This is a genomic window from Sphingomonas pituitosa NBRC 102491 (genome assembly GCF_001598435.1).
GTDB lineage: Bacteria > Pseudomonadota > Alphaproteobacteria > Sphingomonadales > Sphingomonadaceae > Sphingomonas > Sphingomonas pituitosa.
Genome location: NZ_BCYY01000001.1, coordinates 530,853 through 549,546 on the forward strand (window position 1 = coordinate 530,853; position 18,694 = coordinate 549,546).

Annotated in this window: 15 protein-coding genes; 9 read left to right on the forward strand and 6 right to left on the reverse strand. The window is 66.1% G+C overall.

What is annotated here, in order from left to right; all coding sequences use genetic code 11:
* The first annotated feature begins 50 nt into the window (after positions 1-50).
* The 4 genes from SPI01S_RS02380 to SPI01S_RS02395 are packed head-to-tail and all read left to right on the forward strand — an operon-like array spanning position 51 to position 7,351.
* On the forward strand, positions 51-2,843 hold the full coding sequence (locus tag SPI01S_RS02380) for a TonB-dependent receptor (protein ID WP_066717436.1): 2,793 nt from the start codon (positions 51-53) through the stop codon (positions 2,841-2,843).
* A gap of 12 nt (positions 2,844-2,855) precedes the next feature.
* Positions 2,856-4,946 (forward strand): acylase, encoded by a 2,091-nt coding sequence (locus tag SPI01S_RS02385; protein ID WP_066717437.1) that lies wholly within the window; start codon positions 2,856-2,858, stop codon positions 4,944-4,946.
* Positions 4,946-6,178, forward strand: coding sequence for a dipeptidase (locus tag SPI01S_RS02390; protein WP_066717438.1), 1,233 nt, complete (start codon positions 4,946-4,948; stop codon positions 6,176-6,178). The genes SPI01S_RS02385 and SPI01S_RS02390 overlap by 1 nt, the downstream gene beginning before the upstream one ends.
* An 18-nt stretch (positions 6,179-6,196) precedes the next feature.
* Positions 6,197-7,351, forward strand: coding sequence for a pyridoxal phosphate-dependent aminotransferase (locus SPI01S_RS02395; protein WP_066717443.1), 1,155 nt, complete (start codon positions 6,197-6,199; stop codon positions 7,349-7,351).
* Between the two features lie 115 nt (positions 7,352-7,466).
* Here SPI01S_RS02395 and SPI01S_RS02400 read toward each other — a convergent pair whose 3' ends face one another.
* From SPI01S_RS02400 to SPI01S_RS02415, 4 genes are all read right to left on the reverse strand, one after another.
* Positions 7,467-8,468, reverse strand: coding sequence for an NADP-dependent oxidoreductase (locus tag SPI01S_RS02400; protein WP_066717446.1), 1,002 nt, complete (start codon positions 8,466-8,468; stop codon positions 7,467-7,469).
* A gap of 30 nt (positions 8,469-8,498) precedes the next feature.
* A complete protein-coding gene (locus SPI01S_RS02405; RefSeq protein ID WP_066717459.1) occupies positions 8,499-9,362 on the reverse strand; it encodes an alpha/beta fold hydrolase in 864 nt (287 codons plus the stop codon).
* Positions 9,363-9,410: 48 nt separating this feature from the next.
* Positions 9,411-10,235: an oxidoreductase gene (locus SPI01S_RS02410; RefSeq protein WP_066717461.1), complete on the reverse strand. Its 825-nt coding sequence runs from the start codon at positions 10,233-10,235 to the stop codon at positions 9,411-9,413.
* A 99-nt stretch (positions 10,236-10,334) separates the two neighbouring features.
* The gene (locus tag SPI01S_RS02415) at positions 10,335-11,123 is read right to left on the reverse strand and encodes an SDR family NAD(P)-dependent oxidoreductase (RefSeq protein WP_066717463.1); all 789 of its coding nucleotides are present in this window, start codon (positions 11,121-11,123) and stop codon (positions 10,335-10,337) included.
* Between the two features lie 108 nt (positions 11,124-11,231).
* Here SPI01S_RS02415 and SPI01S_RS02420 point away from each other — a divergent pair, with 108 nt between their 5' ends.
* Positions 11,232-11,780 carry a TetR/AcrR family transcriptional regulator gene (locus tag SPI01S_RS02420; RefSeq protein ID WP_066717465.1) on the forward strand — a complete coding sequence of 183 codons (549 nt, stop codon included), beginning with the start codon at positions 11,232-11,234 and terminating at the stop codon, positions 11,778-11,780.
* A gap of 74 nt (positions 11,781-11,854) precedes the next feature.
* A complete protein-coding gene (locus SPI01S_RS02425; RefSeq protein ID WP_157084522.1) occupies positions 11,855-12,064 on the forward strand; it encodes a hypothetical protein in 210 nt (69 codons plus the stop codon).
* A 150-nt stretch (positions 12,065-12,214) separates the two neighbouring features.
* On the opposite strand, the gene SPI01S_RS02430 is transcribed toward SPI01S_RS02425, so the two are convergent.
* Positions 12,215-12,946: an LLM class flavin-dependent oxidoreductase gene (locus SPI01S_RS02430; protein ID WP_066717470.1), complete on the reverse strand. Its 732-nt coding sequence runs from the start codon at positions 12,944-12,946 to the stop codon at positions 12,215-12,217.
* On the opposite strand from SPI01S_RS02430, the gene SPI01S_RS02435 reads away from it, so the two are divergent.
* Complete coding sequence (locus SPI01S_RS02435) at positions 12,918-13,340, forward strand: type 2 periplasmic-binding domain-containing protein (protein WP_157084523.1); 423 nt, start codon at positions 12,918-12,920, stop codon at positions 13,338-13,340. The two genes, SPI01S_RS02430 and SPI01S_RS02435, sit on opposite strands and share 29 nt — an antisense overlap.
* 179 nt (positions 13,341-13,519) lie before the next feature.
* Here the strand turns inward: SPI01S_RS02435 and SPI01S_RS02440 are convergent, their stop codons facing one another.
* A complete protein-coding gene (locus tag SPI01S_RS02440) occupies positions 13,520-16,036 on the reverse strand; it encodes a TonB-dependent receptor domain-containing protein (RefSeq protein WP_066717477.1) in 2,517 nt (838 codons plus the stop codon).
* Positions 16,037-16,741: 705 nt separating this feature from the next.
* Between SPI01S_RS02440 and SPI01S_RS02445 the strand changes: the two genes are divergently transcribed.
* Both SPI01S_RS02445 and SPI01S_RS02450 read left to right on the forward strand, forming a co-directional pair.
* Positions 16,742-17,194, forward strand: a complete 453-nt coding sequence (locus tag SPI01S_RS02445; protein WP_066717480.1) for a MarR family winged helix-turn-helix transcriptional regulator — start codon at positions 16,742-16,744, stop codon at positions 17,192-17,194.
* A gap of 65 nt (positions 17,195-17,259) precedes the next feature.
* Positions 17,260-18,690 (forward strand): aldehyde dehydrogenase, encoded by a 1,431-nt coding sequence (locus SPI01S_RS02450; RefSeq protein ID WP_066717483.1) that lies wholly within the window; start codon positions 17,260-17,262, stop codon positions 18,688-18,690.
* Positions 18,691-18,694: the final 4 nt, after the last annotated feature.

Genomic DNA, 18,694 nt, shown 5'->3' on the forward strand with positions numbered 1-18,694 from the left:
GCGCCGTCCGTCTTCCCCAGCAGCAAACATCTTCTCTGGGGGGGCAACCCATGACATCGACCCTGCTTCGCACCTTGATGGCCAGCGCCACCGCCGTGGTCGCGCTTCCCGCGGCCGCACAGGCCGAGCGCGACGTGACCTTCGACATTCGCGCACAGCCGGTGCAATCCGCCCTGGCGCGCTTCGCCGAACAGACAGGCATGCAGATCCTGTATCCCTATGATCGCGTGGCGGGCCTGCGCACCGCCGGCGTGCAAGGCAAGATGGCACCGCGCGCCGCGCTCGACCGGCTGCTCGCCGGGACCGGGCTGCAGATCAATCGTGCCGGCGGCGGCGTGATCGCGCTCTCGCTTCCCAAGGCCGTTGCCGCCGCGAAGCTGGTACGGACCGCCAGCCTCACACCGATGGGTCTTCCCGCCGCGCCGCCGGCGAACGCGACCCGGTGGGCGCAGGATGCGCAGGATAGTGCGGTGCCAGCGGCTGCACAGGATACCCCCGACAAGGAGATCGTCGTCACCGGCAATCGCGGCCTGCCGCGGACGGTAGCGGACAGCCCCACCCCCATCGACGTCATCGGCGCTGCGGAGTTGCAGCGCACCGGGCGGGCGGGCGTGTTTTCCGCGCTGAACACGCTGGTGCCGTCGTTCAACCTCCCGACCCGTGCCGGCGGCGGCACGTCGACCGTGATCGCCACCGGCGGCCTGCGCGGCCTGAATCCGGACCAGACGCTGATCCTCGTAAACGGCAAGCGGCGCCACAAGACCTCGCTGATCAACGCGGTCTCGTCCTATTACAACGGCTCGGTTCCTGCCGACCTCGACCTGATCCCGACCTCCGCCATCGACCATATCGAAGTGCTGCGCGACGGTGCCGCCGCCCAATATGGCTCGGACGCGATCGCCGGCGTGATCAACATCATCCTGAAGAAGGACAAGTCGGGCGGCTTTGGATCGTTCACCGCCGGCCAGAATTTCGACCGGAGCGACGGGGAACTGTACCAGGCCGACGCCAATATCGGCTTCGCGCTGGGGCAGAACGGGTTCCTCACCCTCTCGGTCAGCGCCAAGAAGCAGGACCCCTCGAACCGGGCGGAGCCGATTTCCTCCTCGATCCGCCTCTATCCGCTCGTCAGCGGCGCGCTCGATCCGCGCGAGGCGACAATCAACCGGCTGGTGACCAGCAACTATGGCGCGATGCCGCAACAGGGGATCAATACCGGCTACAACGCCGGCTACGATCTGGGCGGCGTGGAGCTGTATTCCTTCGCCACCTACAGCCAGCGGCGATCGGACCTGAACTACACCTATCGCGCGCCGACCAACGCCAATGCCCTGCCCCAGCTCTTCCCCAACGGCTTCCGACCGCGGCTGGTGATCGCCGAGGAGGATTATGAAGTCGCGGTCGGCGCGCGCGGCACGCTGGCCGGCTGGAAGTGGGATCTCAGCCAGACGCTGGGCCGGAACCGGGCGCGCCAGAATGCCGACAACACGCTGAATGCCTCGATCGGACCGACCAGCCAGACCGAATTCTATGTCGGTTCGCTGATCTCGCAGGAAGCGGTCACCTCGCTCGACGTGACGCGCGGCTATGCGGTGGGTGGCGGCAACCTCCAGGTGTCCGGCGGGCTGCAGTTCCGTGCCGAGCGCTACGAGGTGAAGGCAGGCGAACCGGCCAGTTACACCGCCGGTACCTATACCAGCAGCCTCGGCCGGCCGACGCCGGGCGCATCGGGTGCCGCCGGCTTCACGCCCGCGGATGCAGGCTCGCTGAAGCGCAACAATCTCGCCGCCTACGGCGATGTCGTCTGGGATCCGACCACCAAGCTGACGCTGGGCGGTGCGGTCCGCTACGAACATTATAACGACGACAGCGGCGACACGCTGATCGGCAAGTTCAACGGCCGCTACGCGATGACGCCGTGGATCGCGGTGCGCGGCGCGGTGAGCACCGGGTTCCGCGCGCCGGCGCTGGCGCAGCAGATCTATGCCTCCACCACCGGCCAGTTCCGCAACATCGGCACCCCGCCGGTGCTGAACCTGCTGCAGATCAAGACGCTGCCGGTGGGATCGCCCGCCGCCCGCGCGCTGGGCGCCGAGCCGCTGACGCCCGAGAAATCGACCAACTTCAGCGCGGGCATCGTTCTCAACCCCTTCGCGCGGTTCAGCCTCACGGTCGACGGCTATCAGATCAAGGTGAAGGATCGGATCGCGATCACCTCCACCCTCACCGGCAACGCCGTGTCCGCGATCCTGGTCGCCAACGGCCTGTCGCCGGATATCAGCGCCCAATATTACACCAACGCCATCGACACCCGCACCCGCGGCGTCGACGTGGTCGCCACCTATCAGCACCGGGTTGCCGGCATCGCGAGCATGGCGTGGAACCTCGGCTACAACTACAACCAGACCGTCATCACCCACATCAAGCAGAACCCGTCCGAGCTGGCCTCGCTGGGGGCCGATTATGTGCTGTTCGACCGGCTGTCGCGCAGCAACATGACGGTCAACCTGCCCGAGACGAAGTTCTTCCTGGGCAACGTCACCACCGTCGATCCGTTTACGCTGTCGACCCGGCTGGTGCGGTATGGCGCGTTCAGATCCTATGGCAACGCGGTGGTCAACGATCGCACCTTCGGCGCGAAGTGGGTCACGGACGTCGAGTTTTCCTGGAAGGCGAACGATGCGGTTACTCTCGCTGTGGGCGCGAACAACCTGTTCAACGTCTATCCCGATCGCGACGATACGCTGATCAACGTCAATACCGGCGCGGGCTTCTATTCCACCGGCGGCGCCTATGGCTTCACCGGCGGCTATTATTACGGCCGCCTCGCGGTCAAGTTCTGAGGGGCGACAGATATGCGTATGAAGATGCTCTGTGGATTGCTGCTGGCCGGTGCCGCGGCCGCCCCCGCCGCCGCGCAACCGACCAATGGCGGCAAGGGGGAGATCCTGTGGGACAGCTTCGGCGTGCCCCATGTCTATGCGAAAACGGAATCGGGCGCGTTCTGGGGCTTCGGCTATGCGCAGGCGCAGAGCCACGGCAACCTGCTGCTCAAGCTTTATGGCGAGGCGCGCGCGAAATCGGCTGAATATTGGGGCGGCGCGGCCAACGAGGCGCAGGATCGCTGGCTGGTCGCCAACGACGTGCCCGCCCGTGCCGCGCGCTGGTTCGCCGCGCAAACCCCGCAGATGCGCGCCGATCTGGACGCATTCGCCGCCGGCATCAATGCCTATGCCGCCAAGCACCGCGAAGCGATCGATCCGGCGATGCGGCGCGTGCTGCCGATCACCGGGCTGGACGTGATGGCCCATGCCCATCGCCTGATGAACTATGTCTACATCGCCTCGGACCGGAAGGTGCTGGCCGATCCCGCGACCAACGAGGCCGGCGGATCGAATGCCTGGGCAGTGGCGCCGTCGCGCTCGGCCAGCGGCAAGGCGATGCTGCTCGCCAACCCGCATCTGCCCTGGGCGCCGAGCATGCTGACCTATTACGAGGCGCATCTGAACGCGCCGGGCTACAGCGTTTATGGCGCGACGCAGGTGGGGCTGCCGGTGCTGCGCTTCGCGTTCAACAACGATCTGGGCTTCACCAACACGGTCAACACGATGCTCGGCTATTCGAGCTACACGCTCACCCTGGCCGACGGCGGCTATCGCTATGACGGCAAGGTGCTGCCGTTCCGCACCGAGCAGAAAAGCTACAAGGTCCGCCAGGCCGACGGTTCGCTGAAGACCGTGACCTTCACCCAGCGCTATGCCGTGCAGGGCCCGGTGTTCGACATCCCCGGCGGCACCACCATCGCGCTGAAGGTGGCGGGGCTCGATCGCCCGGGCGTGCTCAAACAGTATCTCGACATGGGCAAGGCGCACAATTTCGCGCAGTTCCAGGCGGCGCTGCGCCAGATGCAGGTGCCGATGTTCAACATCGTCTATGCCGATCGCGCCGGGCATATCCTGTATCTCGACAACGGCATCCTGCCCAGGCACACCGACGGCGATCTCGCCAAATGGTCCGCGCCGGTGCCGGGCGATACCTCCGCAACATTGTGGCGCGACGTGCACGGCTATGACGATCTGCCCAAGGTGATCGATCCCGCCAGCGGCTTCGTCCAGAACGCCAATGATCCGCCCTGGCTCGCCACCTGGCCGCGCGTGCTCGATCCCAAGGCATTTCCCGCCTATGTCGCGCCGGTCGGCCCGGTCAGCCAGCGCGCGCAGATGTCGGTCAAGCTGATGACTGCGACGCCGAAGATCTCGTTCGACGATTTCGTGGCGCGCAAGCTCGAGACGCGGGCGCTGATGGCCGACCGGCTGCTGCCGGAGCTGATCGCCGCGGCGAAGGACAGCACCGATCCCGAGATCGTCGAAGCGGTACGCCTGCTCGGCGGCTGGGATCACCGGTTCGAGGCGGATGCCCGCGGCGCGCTGCTGTTCGAGACCTGGGCGGCGATCTTCGCGCCGAAGAACTTCACCGACCAGAGCAACTATGCGGTGAAGTGGACGCTCTCCGATCCGCTGGAGACGCCGCGCGGGCTGAAGAATCCTGCTGGCGCGGTCGCGATGCTCAAGGCGGCGGTGGCCAAGACGCGGCAGCTCTACGGCGCCGTCGATCGCCCGTATGGCGAGGTTTCGCGCTTCCATCTGGGCGATGTGAGCCTGCCCGCCAATGGCGGCTTCGGGAATACCGGCGTGTTCCGCACGATCACCTGGGGCCCGATGAAGAATCGCGAGCGCACGCCGATGCACGGCGAGACCTGGGTCTCGATGATCGAATTCGGCACGCCGATGCGCGCGGTGGGCATGATGAGCTATGGCAACAGCAGCCAGCCGGGATCGAAGCACAATGCCGATCAGCTGCAGTTCCTCAACAGCAAAACCTTCCGTACGCTGTGGACCGACCGGACCGAGGTCGAACGCCATGTTGAAGAACGGACCCCCTTCTGATGCGCACCCTTGCCACGCTGCCGCTGCTCGCGCTGCTCGCCACGCTCCCTACCCTCGCCTCGGCGCAGACCGCGCGGAAGGTGCATGACGACGCGATCGTGCTCGACACCCATTTCGACACGCCGGCCAATCTCGGCCGGCCGGGCTGGACCATCACCGATCGGCACGACACCGCCAAGGACGGCGACCAGGTCGACGTGCCCCGCATGATCGAAGGCGGCGTCGATGGCGGCTTCTTCGCCATCTACACCGCGCAGGGCCCCCGCACGCCCGAGGCGCGGCGCGCCGCGCGCGATGCCGGCTTCGTCCGTGCGGTACAGATCCGCGAGATGGTGGCGCGCCACCCCGACGTGTTCCAGTTCGTCACCACGGCGGAGCAGGCCCGCGCCGTCGCCGCTTCGGGCAAGCGCTTCGTGTTCATGAGCATGGAGAACGGCACGCCGGTGGAAGCCGACGTCTCGCTGCTCTCGACCTTCCATGCGCTGGGGCTGACGATGGCCTCGCCGGTGCACTTCAAGAACAACGACCTGGCCGACAGCGCCACCGACAAGCCCGAATGGAACGGCCTGAGCCCCGCCGGGCGGACCTTTGTGGCCGAGGCCAATCGGCTGGGCATCCTGCTCGATGCCAGCCACGCCTCCGATCAGGTGCTGGAACAGATGATCGCGCTGTCCAAGGCGCCGATCATCCTGTCGCATTCGGGCGTGCGGGCGATCTATAACCACCCGCGCAACGTCAGCGATGCCGATCTGAAGCTGCTCGCGGCCAAGGGCGGGGTCGTCCAGATCAACGCGTTCAGCGCCTATATGATCGACCAGCCCAAGATCCCCGAGCGCGATGCGGCGATGCAGGCGCTGATGGTCAAGGCGGAAGCCATGCGCGACATGACGCCGGAGCAGCGCGGCGCGCTGATGGCCGAACGCAAGGCGATCCTTGAACGCTGGCCCGCACCGCGCGCGACCTTCGCCGATCTGATGAAGCATCTCGAACATGCGATCCAGGTCGCCGGCATCGACCATGTCGGGCTGAGCGGCGATTTCGACGGCGGCGGCGGGATCGAGGGGTTCGACGGCGTCGCCGATTTCCCGAAGGTCAGCGCGGCGTTGCTCGAACGGGGCTATTCGGCAGCGGACGTCGCCAAAGTGATGGGCGGCAATGCCCTGCGCGTGCTCGCCGCGGCCCAGGCGGCCGGCGATCCCGCCGCGCGCGTCACCATTCCACAGACCAATTGAACCAAGGGGGCCGGAACCATGCTCGACAAGGATGCACGCAACGATCTGATGGAACGCGGCTATTCGCGGCGGCAGCTGGGCCGCATCGCCGCGCTGGTCGGCGGCGGCGCGGCGCTGGCGCCGTTCGCGCCCTCGGCCTTTGCGCAGAGCCAGGCCGCGCGCGGCGTGAAGGGTGCTGTGCAGATCGGCGCCAATGAATGCTGGACCGGTCCTTTTCCCGCTGCCGTAGCGGCCGGCGCCAGCATCCTGGCGCAGGGCAATCGCTACGACCCGGATGACCTGCGTGGCAAGCTGATCAAGACGGTCGCCACCGTCGAGCACCTGCCCGAAGAGCGCGTGATGCCCTGGCCCGGCTCTGGCGACCCGCTGGTGCGCTCAGTCATCACCTTCTGCTCGCCGAGCAAGGGTCTGGTGACCGCCGATCCCACCTTCGAATCCGCCTGGCGCGCCGCCGCGTGGCTGGAAGCGCCGCTCGCCAAGGTGCCGATGGCGCCGGGCGCTGGGGCAGATGTGCGCAAGATGCTCGCCGCCAATCCGAATGCGGGTCTCTATTACATCTGCACGCCCAACAACCCGACGGGCACGGTCACCCCGCTCGCCGATATCGAATGGCTGCTCGCCAACAAGCCGGCCGATTCCGTGCTGCTGATCGACGAGGCCTATCTGCACTTTTCCGAGGCGCCGAGCGCCGTCCCGCTGGCAGCGGCGCGCAGCGACGTGATCGTGATGCGCACCTTCTCGAAGCTGTTCGGCATGGCCGGGGTGCGCCTCGGCCTCACTTTCGCGCACCCCGATCTGCACAAGCGGATGATGCGCTATGACGGGTTCCAGGTGACGGGCACCCTCCCCATGCCCGCCGTCGCCTGCGGTACGGCGGCCTACACCATGGCCGACGCGATCCGCGCCCGCCGAGCCGAGATGGTGGCGGTGCGCGAGGCGACCATCGCCCAGCTCAACCGGCGCGGACTGCAGGTGCACCCGAACAGCCAGGCGAACATGATCATGGTCGATTGGAAGAACCGCCCGGCCGCGGAAGTGCAGAAGGCGCTGCTCGCCCAAAATGTCCAGATCGGGCGCAACTGGCCGATCTGGCCCAACGTCTCGCGCGTGACGATCGGCTCTGCCGACGACATGATGAAGTTCTGCGCGGCGGTAGACAAGGTGCTGGCCTGAACATCGGTACCGACAGGAGATCGTGGGAGCACCCTTCCACGATCTCCCTTCTTTAGCGGGTCTGATGATCGCGCCGCGGCAAGGGACGAGCGCACCAGGCGTGCTCGACGCCTCGTCACAAAGCCCGGACGACAACCTTTCCCTTGGCTCGGCCGGTTTCGACATAGGCAAGGGCATCCGCCGTCTGCGCGAAGGGGAAGACCTTGTCGACGACCGCGCGGATCACGCCGCCGTCGATCAGCTTGGCGATCTCCGCCAATTGCCGCCCATCGGCGCGCATGAACAGGAAGGCATAGTCGACCCCCCGGCGCTTTGCCTTTTTCACGATGCCCCGGCTCAGCATCCGCATTACGAAGCGCAGTACCGGGTTCAGCCCCAGGGATCTGGCAAAGGCAATATCCGGCGGACCGGAGATGGAAATCAGTTTTCCACCAGGCTTCAGCACGTTCAGGGACTTTGCCAGCGTCCGGGCATCCTGGCTGTTGAGCACCAGGTCGTACCCGGACAGCAGCTGTTCGAAATCCTGGGTCTTGTAATCGATCACCACATCCGCGCCGAGGCTCCTGACCAGTTCGGTATTGGCGGCACTGGTGGTGGTTGCGACGGTGGCGCCGAGATGCTTGGCCAGCTGAATGGCAAAGGTGCCGACACCGCCCGAACCGGCCTGGATGAACACCTTCTGGCCGGGCTTGAGCTTGCCCAGCTCGACGAGCGCCTGCCAGGCGGTCAGGCCGACGAGCGGAATCGACGCGGCCTCTTCCATCGACAGGCTTGCCGGCTTCAGCGCGAGGTCCGACGCGTCCACCGCGATCCTTTCCGCGAAGGTGCCGACGCGACCGTCACGCGGGCGCGCATAGACTTCGTCGCCTGCCTTGAACTGCTGCACATTGGCGCCGGTGCGGAGCACCGTCCCCGCCAGGTCGTGCCCCAGAATGAAGGGCGGGCGATAGGGCAGGAACAGCTTGAACGCGCCGTCGCGAACCTTCGAATCGAGAAGGTTGATCGCGGCGGCGTGCATGCGAACCAGCACGTCATCGGCGCCGATCTCGGGATCGGGCATGTCGGCCAGACGCAGCGGGCCGCTCTTCTTGTACTTGTCGACGACAAAGGCTTTCACGTGCGGTCTCCAGCGTGGAACAGTGTCACGTCAGTCAGCCAGGAAAGCCAGGGCTTTCGAGACGAACGCGCCATGGTATTGGAAGATGCCGCCATGGCCGGCATCGGGGTAGATCACCAGTTCGGCATCGGGCAGACGCCGCGCCATGTCCCGGCTGTTCGCGGTGGGCACCATGATGTCCTTGTCTCCATTGGCGACGAGAACCGGGATGCCGATGCGCCCGAGATCCTGCGGGGCCTGACGCCCCCAGGCCTTGATCGCGGCAAGCTGGCGCAGGAAAGCGCGCGGCGTCGGCCCCTTGTCCCGATCCGCCTTGCGTTCTTGCAAGCGCGCCATGAAGTCCTTGGCCGCGCGGCGGCCATTGGCGGTAGCGGTGAAGAACAGATAGGTCTTCGGGTCGCGCGCCGTCAGCAACCCCTTGAGGATCAGCGGCCAGGAGATGGCGCCGACCCGATCGATGCCGGCGCCCCCCGCAGGGCCGGTGCCGGTAAGGATCAGCTTGCGCACCAGGCCGGGCGCGTTGAGCGCGACATCCTGGGCCACGAAGCCCCCCAGCGAGAAGCCCAGCAGATCGACCTTGGTGAAGCCGAGCTTGCCGATGACGGCCTGCACATCGCGCGCCATCTCCCCCACGGTCATAGGCGCCGACCCGCCGGAAAGACCGATCCCTCGATAGTCCAGCGCGATCACGTGGTGCCCGGCCGCGAGGCCGTCGACAATCCGGGGATCGAAATTGTCCAGCACCGCGCCCCAGTGGTTGAGCAGGACCAGCGGCGTCCCGCCGCGCGGGCCGAGTTCGCGGTAGGCGAACCGGATCTTGTCCACGGTCACGAAGCGGTTGGGGGCGTCGCGATAGTGGCTTGTCGATGCGGTCGGGAGGGGTGCGTGGGTCATGATGGGCCTGCTTTGCCCGCGTGCGGGCCGATGGGAGGACAAGGTCTTTCAGGCGATGTTGAACTGCTTGCGCAGGGTGCGATCGAACAGCGCGCGCGGCAGAAAGCGCCGGGCAAAGGCCGTTTGTCGCGCCGCCTTGCCCGAGGGGTAACGCAGCTGCGGCTTGCGGGCCTGTGCCGCGGCAACAATGGTTTCGGCGACAGCTTCCGCGGTATCGCCGCTCGCCATGGCTGCGTCGAACGCGGCCTGATAGCGGGCAAAAGTCTCGCTATAGTCCGCGACGGGCTGGTCGCCGCGCGGCGAATTGGCTTCGATGGACGTCTTCGTCGCCCAGGGCTCGATCACGGCGACGCGGATGCCGAACGGTCGCACTTCATGGTCGAGCGATTCGGAATAGCCTTCGATGGCGTGCTTGCTCGCCGTGTAATGGGCGCCGAAGGGACCAGGGATCAGCCCCATGACCGAGCCGATATTCAGGACCCGCCCGCCACCCTGACGGCGCATGATTGGCAGCACCGCGTTCGTCACCCTTAGAACGCCCAGATAGTTGGTGTCGAACAAGGCGCGGACCTGCTCGATCGAACTCTCCTCCGCCGCGCCCGAAACGGCATAGCCGGCATTGTTGACCAGCAGGTCGATGCGGCCGAGTTCGGCGTGCGCCGATGCCACTGCGGCAGCAACGGAGGCGTCCGATGTCACGTCGCACGCAAGCATGCGAATGCCGTCTCGAACCTCGCCGGGCGTCGCCTTGCGGCTGGTGCCGATCACCCGGTAGCCCGCATGGCTGAGCGCCAATGCCGCCGCTTTGCCGATGCCGCTGGAGGCGCCGGTCACGAATGCTGTCTTCGATGCTTTGGATGCAGAGGTGGCCATGGCGTTGGTCTCGATCTGGCGTACGGCATCGGCCGCGCTGCCGTTGATGGTGAGGGAATGCGGATGACGGGAGGGTCGGGGCGCCCCCCGGCGTGGTGCTCAGGCGGGCGTGCGATACCGTTCGGCAGGCAGGGCGTTGACGATGTTGCCGAGCATGGCCTTGCGCGCGCCATCGAAAGCCTCCCACTGGCCGTCGTCGTGCAGCGGCGGGATGGTCACCGGTTCGCGGCGGTCGAAGCCGACCAGGGCGGCATCCACCAGATCGCCCACTTCCATGACATTGCTCATCGCATTGACGTCGGCACCGACATGATCCCAGATCTCGGTGCGCGTCGTGGCCGGCAGCACCGCCTGGACATAGACGCCCTTCGGCCCCAGTTCCTGCGCGAGTCCCTGCGACAGGAACTGCACGAACGCCTTGGTCGCGCCATACACCGTCATGCCGAATTCCGGCGCGACGCCGACGACCGAACCGATGTTGACGATCGCGCCCTCGCCGGCTGCGGCCAGACGCGGGGCAATGGCGCGGGAAAGCCGCACGAGCGCGGTGGCGTTGAGCGCGACGAGCCGGGTCATGGCATCGACGTCCTGGTCGAGGAAGGTCCCGCCGATCGCCGCTCCGGCATTGTTGACCAGGATCCCGATGCGCGCATCGTCGCGCAGCCGGGTCTCGACCTTGGCAAGGTCCGTCGCCTGGGTGAGATCGGCCGGCAGGATGTCGATCGCCACGCCGGTTTCCTCGCGCAGGCGCACCGCAAGCGCCTCCATCCGCGCTTCGTCACGCGCGACCAGCACGAGATCGTGCCCGCGGCGGGCAAAGCGCTCGGCATAGGTGGCGCCGATGCCGGTGGAGGCGCCGGTGATCAGGACTGCAGGAATTTGCGTCATCGGATTGCTCTTTCTATCAGTGGCCTTATATTCATGACAATGATCATGATTGGCTAAATATGATAGCCATCATCTAAATGTCAACGGCGCGTGCGGAGAAATTTGAACATGAAGGTCAGCCGAGAGCAGATGGCGGAAAACCGCCGCCGGATCCTGGAGGTCGCCGGCACCTTGTTTAAGGACAAGGGGTTCGAGGCGGTCAGCGTTGCGGAGGTGATGAAGGCGGCAGGCCTCACCCATGGCGGCTTCTATGGGCACTTCCGCTCGAAGGACGATCTCGTGGCGCAGGCGCTGGCGCACGCGCTCGCGGCGGACAGTTTCGACGAGGGCGGGTTCGGCGACTTCGTCCGCGCCTATCTGGCGCCGCGGCACCGGGACAATCCGGACAAGGGGTGCCCGACGGCGGGTCTCGCCGCTGCCATTCGCCACCAGACGCCGGCAGCGAAAGCCGCAATGACGGAAGGGTTGCGCGCGCAGATCGCGCGCATCGAACAGGCGCTGCCGGCGTTGCCCGCAACCGAAAAGCGCAGCGCGGCTATCGGCAGCTGGGCGGCGATGGTGGGGGCCGTCATCCTGGCCCGGGCGGTCGACGATCCCCAATTGTCGGACGAGCTTCTCGAGCAGACGCGGGCCTGGATCGACGCCTCCGTCAGCTAGGCACTGAACCTATTGGGCGCGATCACGGCGTGCCTCGCCTCGAGCGCGTCCAACTGCGCGTCGGGAAGATGCCGGTGATCGAACTGCGCGAGATCGTCGCCGGGCAGCCAGGCATTGAGCAGGCTCTCGACAACCGCGAGCCTGCCCTGCCCTGCCTTGCCCTGGACGGCGATCGGTCGGACGTCTGCCGGCGACAGCGCCAGCGGCGCGCGCGGGGTTGCGATCGGCGATGGCGTGGATCGATCGTCAGGGTCTGCGCGGAGGCGGATCCGGCCGCCAGCTAGAGCATGCGCGCCAACAGGCTGTCGTTCATGCGATGCTCCTCAGAGAATGCCGATATTCTTGGGCGCTGTCTTGGGTGTTGCCCGGTCATTCACAGGAATGCGTGCTTCCTATTCGCAGCGCCCCGGCCGCACCGCGACGTCTGGATGCGTTCAACGGGCATTGTGCGCAGCTTCAAGTACAGCGGACTGTTGCGCCCGGGCGCCTGTCACCCCCGCGGGTCGTTCGTCGGCGCTGGCGCTGTCTTGACGGCGATTGGCGGGGATCGGCAGCCCCAGATGCCCGCGCAGCGTTGTATGTTCATACTCCCGGCGGAACAGGCCGCGTGCCTGGAGCAGCGGCACGACTTCCTGGGTAAAGCGTCGGAACTGGCTGGGATGGCCGGCATGGACGTTGATGCCGTCGAAGGCCCTGCCCTCGAACCAGCGTTCGATTTCGTCGGCGACCGTCTTGGCCGATCCGACGAAGGGGCTGGTGAACTGGTCGCGCTGGTGCTCCACCGTTTCGCGCAGCGTCAGGCCGCGCGACGCCGCCTGCTCCGTGATGGCCTTTGCCTGGGTGTAGAAACTGCTCCTGGCATGTTCCAGCGCCTGGACCGGAAACGGCGCGTCCAAATCATACTGGCGGAAATCGTGCCAGCCGAAGGCGCGGCCGAACTCGGCCAGCGCCTGGTCGAAGCTCTGGTCGATCCGGCGAAGCTCGCGATCGATCGCCCGCGCATCCTCGTCGGTATCGCCGATCGTGATCGAAAAGCCGGGGAGGATCACGATGTCGTCGGGATTGCGGCCCAGCGCAGCCGCGCGTCCCTTGATATCTGCATAAAAGGCCTGGCCCTGCTCGATCGTCCGGGCATGGGTGAAGATCGCATCCGCGACCGTCGGCATCTATCAACTGGCCGCCGAACAGCCCGGCGCGCGGGTGCTGCGCGACGGGGATGGGATCAATACCGGCCTGAGCCTGATCGCGGCATCGAACGACGCGCTCGGCGATCCTGCCCGCCGGGCGGCACTGCGCGACGTGATCGCCCGTCTGCGCCAGTCCAGTCGCTGGGCACAGGCCCACCAGGACGCCTACACCCGCATCCTCGCGCAAAATACCAAGGCAGACATCGCGCTCGCGAAACTGGTGGTGGAACGGCAGAACCCGCTCCTTGTCCCCGCCGATGCCAGCGTCATCGTGCCACTCCAGCGCATCGTCGATCGCTTCTACGCGGACGGCGAACTACCGGCCCATGTCGACGTCGCCGCGATCGTCGACCCCGGCATCCTTCCTGCGTGAACGGAGCGACGAGCATCGGTAGCGGCTGAGGCCGCTACTGCCGAACCATCTATTGGCATCGCTCGCGCTCGCATCGCGCCGCCCGCTAACCCCGCTTGCCGACAAGATGAAGGCACTTGGAGCGCATACTGCGCGGGGTGGTGCCGCCGGGCGCTTGCCCGGCGGCCTGGTCCGTCACTTCAGAAGCTGAAGCGCACCGACCCCGTGATCGTCCTGCCGTTCATCACCTGGGCGTTGGCGACACCGCCGGCGGGAACTGCCGCCGAGCCGACCTGCACGAACGCCAGCTTGTCGAACACATTGTAGACGTTGAGCCCGAGCTGGATGCGGTCGACCGGGCGAACCTGGAGGAACGGGCTCACGATCACATATCCCGGCTGCTTCAGCAGATTGCTGTCCTGCGCGAAGCTGCTGGTGGTGCCGAGAATGTTGGCGCCGATCGAGAAAAGCCGCGACTGATATTGCGGCATGGCCTGGAACATCAGGTCCGGCTGGTGCCGCGGCGTGTTGCCGACGGCGGTGGCATCCGCCTTGTCGCTGTCGATCTTGGCCTTCGTATAGGTGGCGCCCAACCGCAGGCTGAGCGGCCCGCGTTCCACCAGCGCCTCCAGCTCGACGCCCTTGGCGCTGTACGCACGGTCGATCGGGAGGACCACGGTGTTGCCGGTGGCGTCGGCGGCGATCTGGTAGTTCTTGTCGGTGGTCGACGCCCAGAAGCCCGTCACGAACAGCGAAAGGCCGTCGCGGCGAAACTTCGCGCCCACTTCGGCCTGCTTGACCGGGCTGTTGCGCAGGGCCGGATCGGTAAGCTGGCCGGTGCTGGCGTTCAGCGACGGCGGGAACAGCACCCGCTCGGCACTCGCGCGCCCGCCGCGGCTGTAGCGGGCGAACACCGAAAAGGCATCCGCGACACGATAGTTCGCGCCGACCGAGTAGGAGGCGTAGCCATAGTCATAGTCGACCGGGCCGGGCCGGGAGAGCGGCAGCCATCCCGTCAGGCTTTCGGCCGGCGAGATCACGCCGTCGCGGTTCAGATCCGTGGCGGTGGTGCTGGCGCGGCCGCCGCCGAGGTCACCGCCATAGACAGCGCCGGTGACCTTCCCGAAATCATAGCGCAGGCTCGCCCCCAGCGAGAGGCCGCCCAGCTGGTAGTTCACCGAGCCATAGGGGGCCAGCGTCCGATAGTTGACGTCATAATATTGGTGATAGGACGACGGCCCGAGCTGCAGGCTGTAGAAGAGCATGCCAGTATCGGTGACAGGCGACCCATTGGGTGCGATCAGGTCGACCAGATGGCTGTTGCCGCCGGGGGCGACATCGGTGATCGGCGACAGGAACGTCCACATCATCCCGATATCCTGCGACGATGCATACAGGCCGGCGGTGGTGGTGATCTTTGCGCTGCCCGCCTGCCAGACGCGGCTTGCGCGGAAATCGTTGGTGACGTTGTTGAGGCGGTTGAAGTCCGAGTTGATGTACAGGCCCCGCGCCAGCAGGCCGTTGCCGTTCAGCGTCGCCGGGTTCCCGATCGACTGGCCGGTGTTCGGACCCGAGGCAAAGCGGGCCGTGGTTCCGGGGCCAGCGCCGAAGGCGATGGGCAGGATGGCGGCGGGAAGCGTGATCACCGGCAGATTCTCGTTGTAGGTTCCGGAAATCTGGGCGTAGCGGAGGCGGTTGGAGAAGGTCCATCCGGCGACGTCGAACTGCGCTTCCAGGCCGATCGACTTGACCTGCGCCCGATTGCCTTCGTGCACGTCGATCCGGTGCGGATTGTTGTTCCGGTCCAGCGCGAGGAATGACGGGATGTACCGCGACGACATGGTGTCGCGACGCGGATCGAAGCCGGGCAACGGCGCGTAGCTGGGATTTTCGTTGGTGCCGGTCACCTGCACCGGCACGAGGCCGTAATTCGGTTCGCGATCGTCGAGCAGCTTGGCATACAGCCGCACATAGCCGCTGCCGAACGTCTTGGTGATGTTGAACTTCACCTGGCCGCCCTTGAAGGCATCATAGCCTGCCGCGCGCGGGCCTTCGCCCTGGCGGTAATAGCCGCCGATGTTGAAGCGCACGCTGTCGCTCAGCTTGGCGCCGTAGTTGAAATCGGCGCGCCCCAGTTCGTGATCGATGCCCGAGGAAAGCTGCAGCGTACCGCCGGTTTCCTCGCCCGTTTTGGAAATGAAGTTGACGATGCCGCCGGGCGAGTTGGAGGCGAAGGTCGAGGCTGAACCGCCGCGGATCGCCTGGACCTGGGCAAGGCTCAGGTCCGCGCGGAGAAAGGCGGTGGTCGAGCCGAAATGGATGTCGCCGAATTCCAGGACCGGCAGGCCGTCTTCTTGGACCTGCAGGAACTTGGAGCCGTCGGCCGACAGGGGCAGGCCGCGGATGGTGACCGCCGTCATTCCGTCCGTGCCGGCGGTTTCGGCGCGAATGCCGGGAATGTTCGACAAAATTTCCGCGATCGAGCGCGTGCTCGTCTTCTGGATTTCAGATTCGTCCAGCGTGCTCGCCGAGATCGCGGAATCCAGCATGTCGCGCCCCTTGGCGACGCCGGTGGTGAAGGATTGCTTGGCGGGTTTCGCCTGATGCGCGCCGACGGGCGCGGGTTCCCTGTCTTTGCCAGTGGACTGCTGCGCCCAGACCGGCGTTGCAATCAGGGCGCAGGATACGAACAACGACTGGCGAACATGGTGCTTCACAACAACCCTCTCTCTCGCTTCTGTTATAAGGCCCCGCCTAGAAGCGAACTATTTACAGTTAGTCGCAGCCATGTTCCGCAAATATACGTGCATCAACGATGCACTGTCGCGCCTCAGCACGTTTAACCAAAGTACAATATCGGCGTAATACACATATATTGGCGCTATCGACTTAAGAATTATACGCCAAAATCAAATGTATGGCGGTATTTCCTGCCACGTCGATCCAGCATCGCCTCCGGAACATGCTGCGCGAGCGCCTGCGCTGTCGTTTTCGGGTGGGACGTTGCCGAACATTCCTGGACCCGCCTTCCCTCGCCGTCGCCTCGAGCGACTTGCCCTGGTTGCGCAGTGCCCCGATCCCGCCGACGGGACCCGAGGCACCGAGAAATCTCATGAGAATCCAGGCAAGGCTCGGCATCACGGGACTGCAGGCGTCGAAGCGATGCGCATGATCATGATGTGCAGGATCACGAGTTCCAGCCGAAAGCCGAAGATCGCGACCTGCGTCATGCCGAACGGCCTCTTTGTGAAGCTAGGATGCCTGCTCTCGCCGAACCGAGGCTATTCGCCCTGCCGGTTGGCCATCGTTGAATCATCCTGTCCGAGCGGCGTGATCCGCGAGGCTGGCGCGATGTATCGACGTTTGGAGCTTGAGCCCGCCTCCATAGACTGATTAGGCGCTTGCCGAACAAGGGAGGAAGCATGGCCGCTGACAACGATACCACCGCGCTTGGATCGCTAGACTCGTTCGTCGGCTATCACATGCGACGTGCGTCCGCACGGATGTCCGCCGATTTCAGTGCGGCGATGGCGGACACCGGAATCCGACAAGTTACTTTCGGCGTCCTTTCGGTCATTGCGGCTAATCCCGGTATAAACCAGGGCCAGATCGGCCGCGCCCTCGGGATCCAGCGCGCGAACATGGTGGCGCTGATCAGCGAACTGACCGATGCGGGCTATATCTCGCGTACCACCTCGCCGGAGGATCGCCGTGCCTTCGTGTTCCAGCTGACGGACTTCGGCTCGGCCGCCGTCGCGGACGGCCTGGCCCGCATCCGCCGCCATGAAGACCGGTTGCTGTGCACCCTGTCCGCGGAAGAGCGGGATACGCTGATAGCGCTCCTGAAAAGGATTCAGGCCGCAGAAGCCGAATGACGCAAACCGCCTTGCGGCCCCCTTCCCATTAAGTTATGTGAGATAACAATCTTGGGAGAGGGACGATGTCGATCGTCATCGAGCAGGCGACAAAATTCGCCACATTCAAGCGCTTGAACCCCGTTACCGGGGAAGTTGCATCCACAAGCCCGGCGGCCGGCATCGCCGATGCCGACATCGCGGTGGAGCGCGCGGCCACGGCCTTTGCCAACTGGTCGATCCTGGGGCCCACCGCGCGCCGCGCCGCATTGATGCGGGCCGCCGACGCGCTGGAGGCCCGTGCAGACGCCTTCGTCGAGGCGATGATGGGCGAGATCGGCGCCACCGAGGGCTGGGCCCGCTTCAACCTGATGCTCGCCGCCAACATGGTGCGCGAGGCGGCGGCGCTCACCACCCAGATCGGCGGCGAGGTGATCCCTTCGGACAAGCCCGGCTGCATCGCCATGGCGGTGCGCGAGCCGGTGGGCGTGCTGCTCGGCATCGCGCCGTGGAACGCGCCGATCATCCTGGGCGTGCGCGCGGTCGCGGTGCCGCTCGCCTGCGGCAACACCGTAGTGCTCAAGGCCAGCGAGCAATGCCCGCGCACCCACAGCCTGATCGCCGAAGCGTTCGCAGACGCCGGGCTGCCCGACGGCGCGGTCTCGATCGTCACCAACGCGCCGGAAGACGCCGCCGAGATCGTCGGCGCGCTGATCGACCATCCCAAGATCCGCCGCATCAACTTCACCGGCTCCACCCATGTCGGCAAGATCATCGCCCAGCGCGCGGCCGGCCATCTGAAGCCGGTGCTGCTCGAGCTGGGCGGCAAGGCGCCGCTGATCGTGCTCGACGACGCCGATCTCGACGAGGCGGTGAAGGCCGCCGCGTTCGGTGCGTTCATGAACCAGGGCCAGATCTGCATGTCGACCGAGCGGATCATCGTGCTCGATGCCGTTGCCGATGCGTTCGTCGAGAAGTTCGCCGCCAAGGTCGCGACGCTGGCCGTCGGCGATCCGCGCGAGGGCAAGGCGCCGCTCGGCGCGGTGGTCGATCGCAAGACCGTGGGCCATGTCCAGTCGCTCGTCGCCGATGCGGTGGCGGACGGCGCGGTGCAGGTCGCCGGCGGCCCGGCGGACGGCGTGCTGATGCCGGCGCATGTCGTGGATCGCGTCACGCCCGCCATGCGGCTGTTCCGCGAGGAGAGCTTCGGACCCGTGGTCGGCATCATCCGCGCCGCCGACGAGGACGCGGCGATCGCGCTGGCCAACGACAGCGAATACGGCCTGTCCGCTTCCGTCTTCACCCGCGACACCGCGCGGGGCTTGCGGGTCGCGCGGCGGATCCAGTCGGGCATCTGCCATGTCAACGGGCCGACCGTGCACGACGAGGCGCAGATGCCGTTCGGCGGCGTCAAGGCCAGCGGCCATGGCCGCTTCGGCGGCAAGGCCGGCATCGATTCCTTCACCGAGCTGCGCTGGATCACGATCGAGACCCAGCCCGGCCATTATCCGATCTAAGCAA

Excerpts from the sequence above, each read along its gene's own strand:
- SPI01S_RS02395 (WP_066717443.1), top strand. The coding sequence starts at position 6,197 with ATGCTCGACAAGGATGCACGCAACGATCTGATGGAACGCGGCTATTCG.
- SPI01S_RS02415 (WP_066717463.1), bottom strand. The coding sequence starts at position 11,123 with ATGACGCAAATTCCTGCAGTCCTGATCACCGGCGCCTCCACCGGCATC.
- SPI01S_RS02450 (WP_066717483.1), top strand. The coding sequence starts at position 17,260 with ATGTCGATCGTCATCGAGCAGGCGACAAAATTCGCCACATTCAAGCGC.
- SPI01S_RS02445 (WP_066717480.1), top strand. The coding sequence starts at position 16,742 with ATGGCCGCTGACAACGATACCACCGCGCTTGGATCGCTAGACTCGTTC.
- SPI01S_RS02430 (WP_066717470.1), bottom strand. The coding sequence starts at position 12,946 with ATGCCGACGGTCGCGGATGCGATCTTCACCCATGCCCGGACGATCGAG.
- SPI01S_RS02410 (WP_066717461.1), bottom strand. The coding sequence starts at position 10,235 with ATGGCCACCTCTGCATCCAAAGCATCGAAGACAGCATTCGTGACCGGC.
- SPI01S_RS02405 (WP_066717459.1), bottom strand. The coding sequence starts at position 9,362 with ATGACCCACGCACCCCTCCCGACCGCATCGACAAGCCACTATCGCGAC.
- SPI01S_RS02390 (WP_066717438.1), top strand. The coding sequence starts at position 4,946 with ATGCGCACCCTTGCCACGCTGCCGCTGCTCGCGCTGCTCGCCACGCTC.
- SPI01S_RS02385 (WP_066717437.1), top strand. The coding sequence starts at position 2,856 with ATGCGTATGAAGATGCTCTGTGGATTGCTGCTGGCCGGTGCCGCGGCC.
- SPI01S_RS02420 (WP_066717465.1), top strand. The coding sequence starts at position 11,232 with ATGAAGGTCAGCCGAGAGCAGATGGCGGAAAACCGCCGCCGGATCCTG.
- SPI01S_RS02380 (WP_066717436.1), top strand. The coding sequence starts at position 51 with ATGACATCGACCCTGCTTCGCACCTTGATGGCCAGCGCCACCGCCGTG.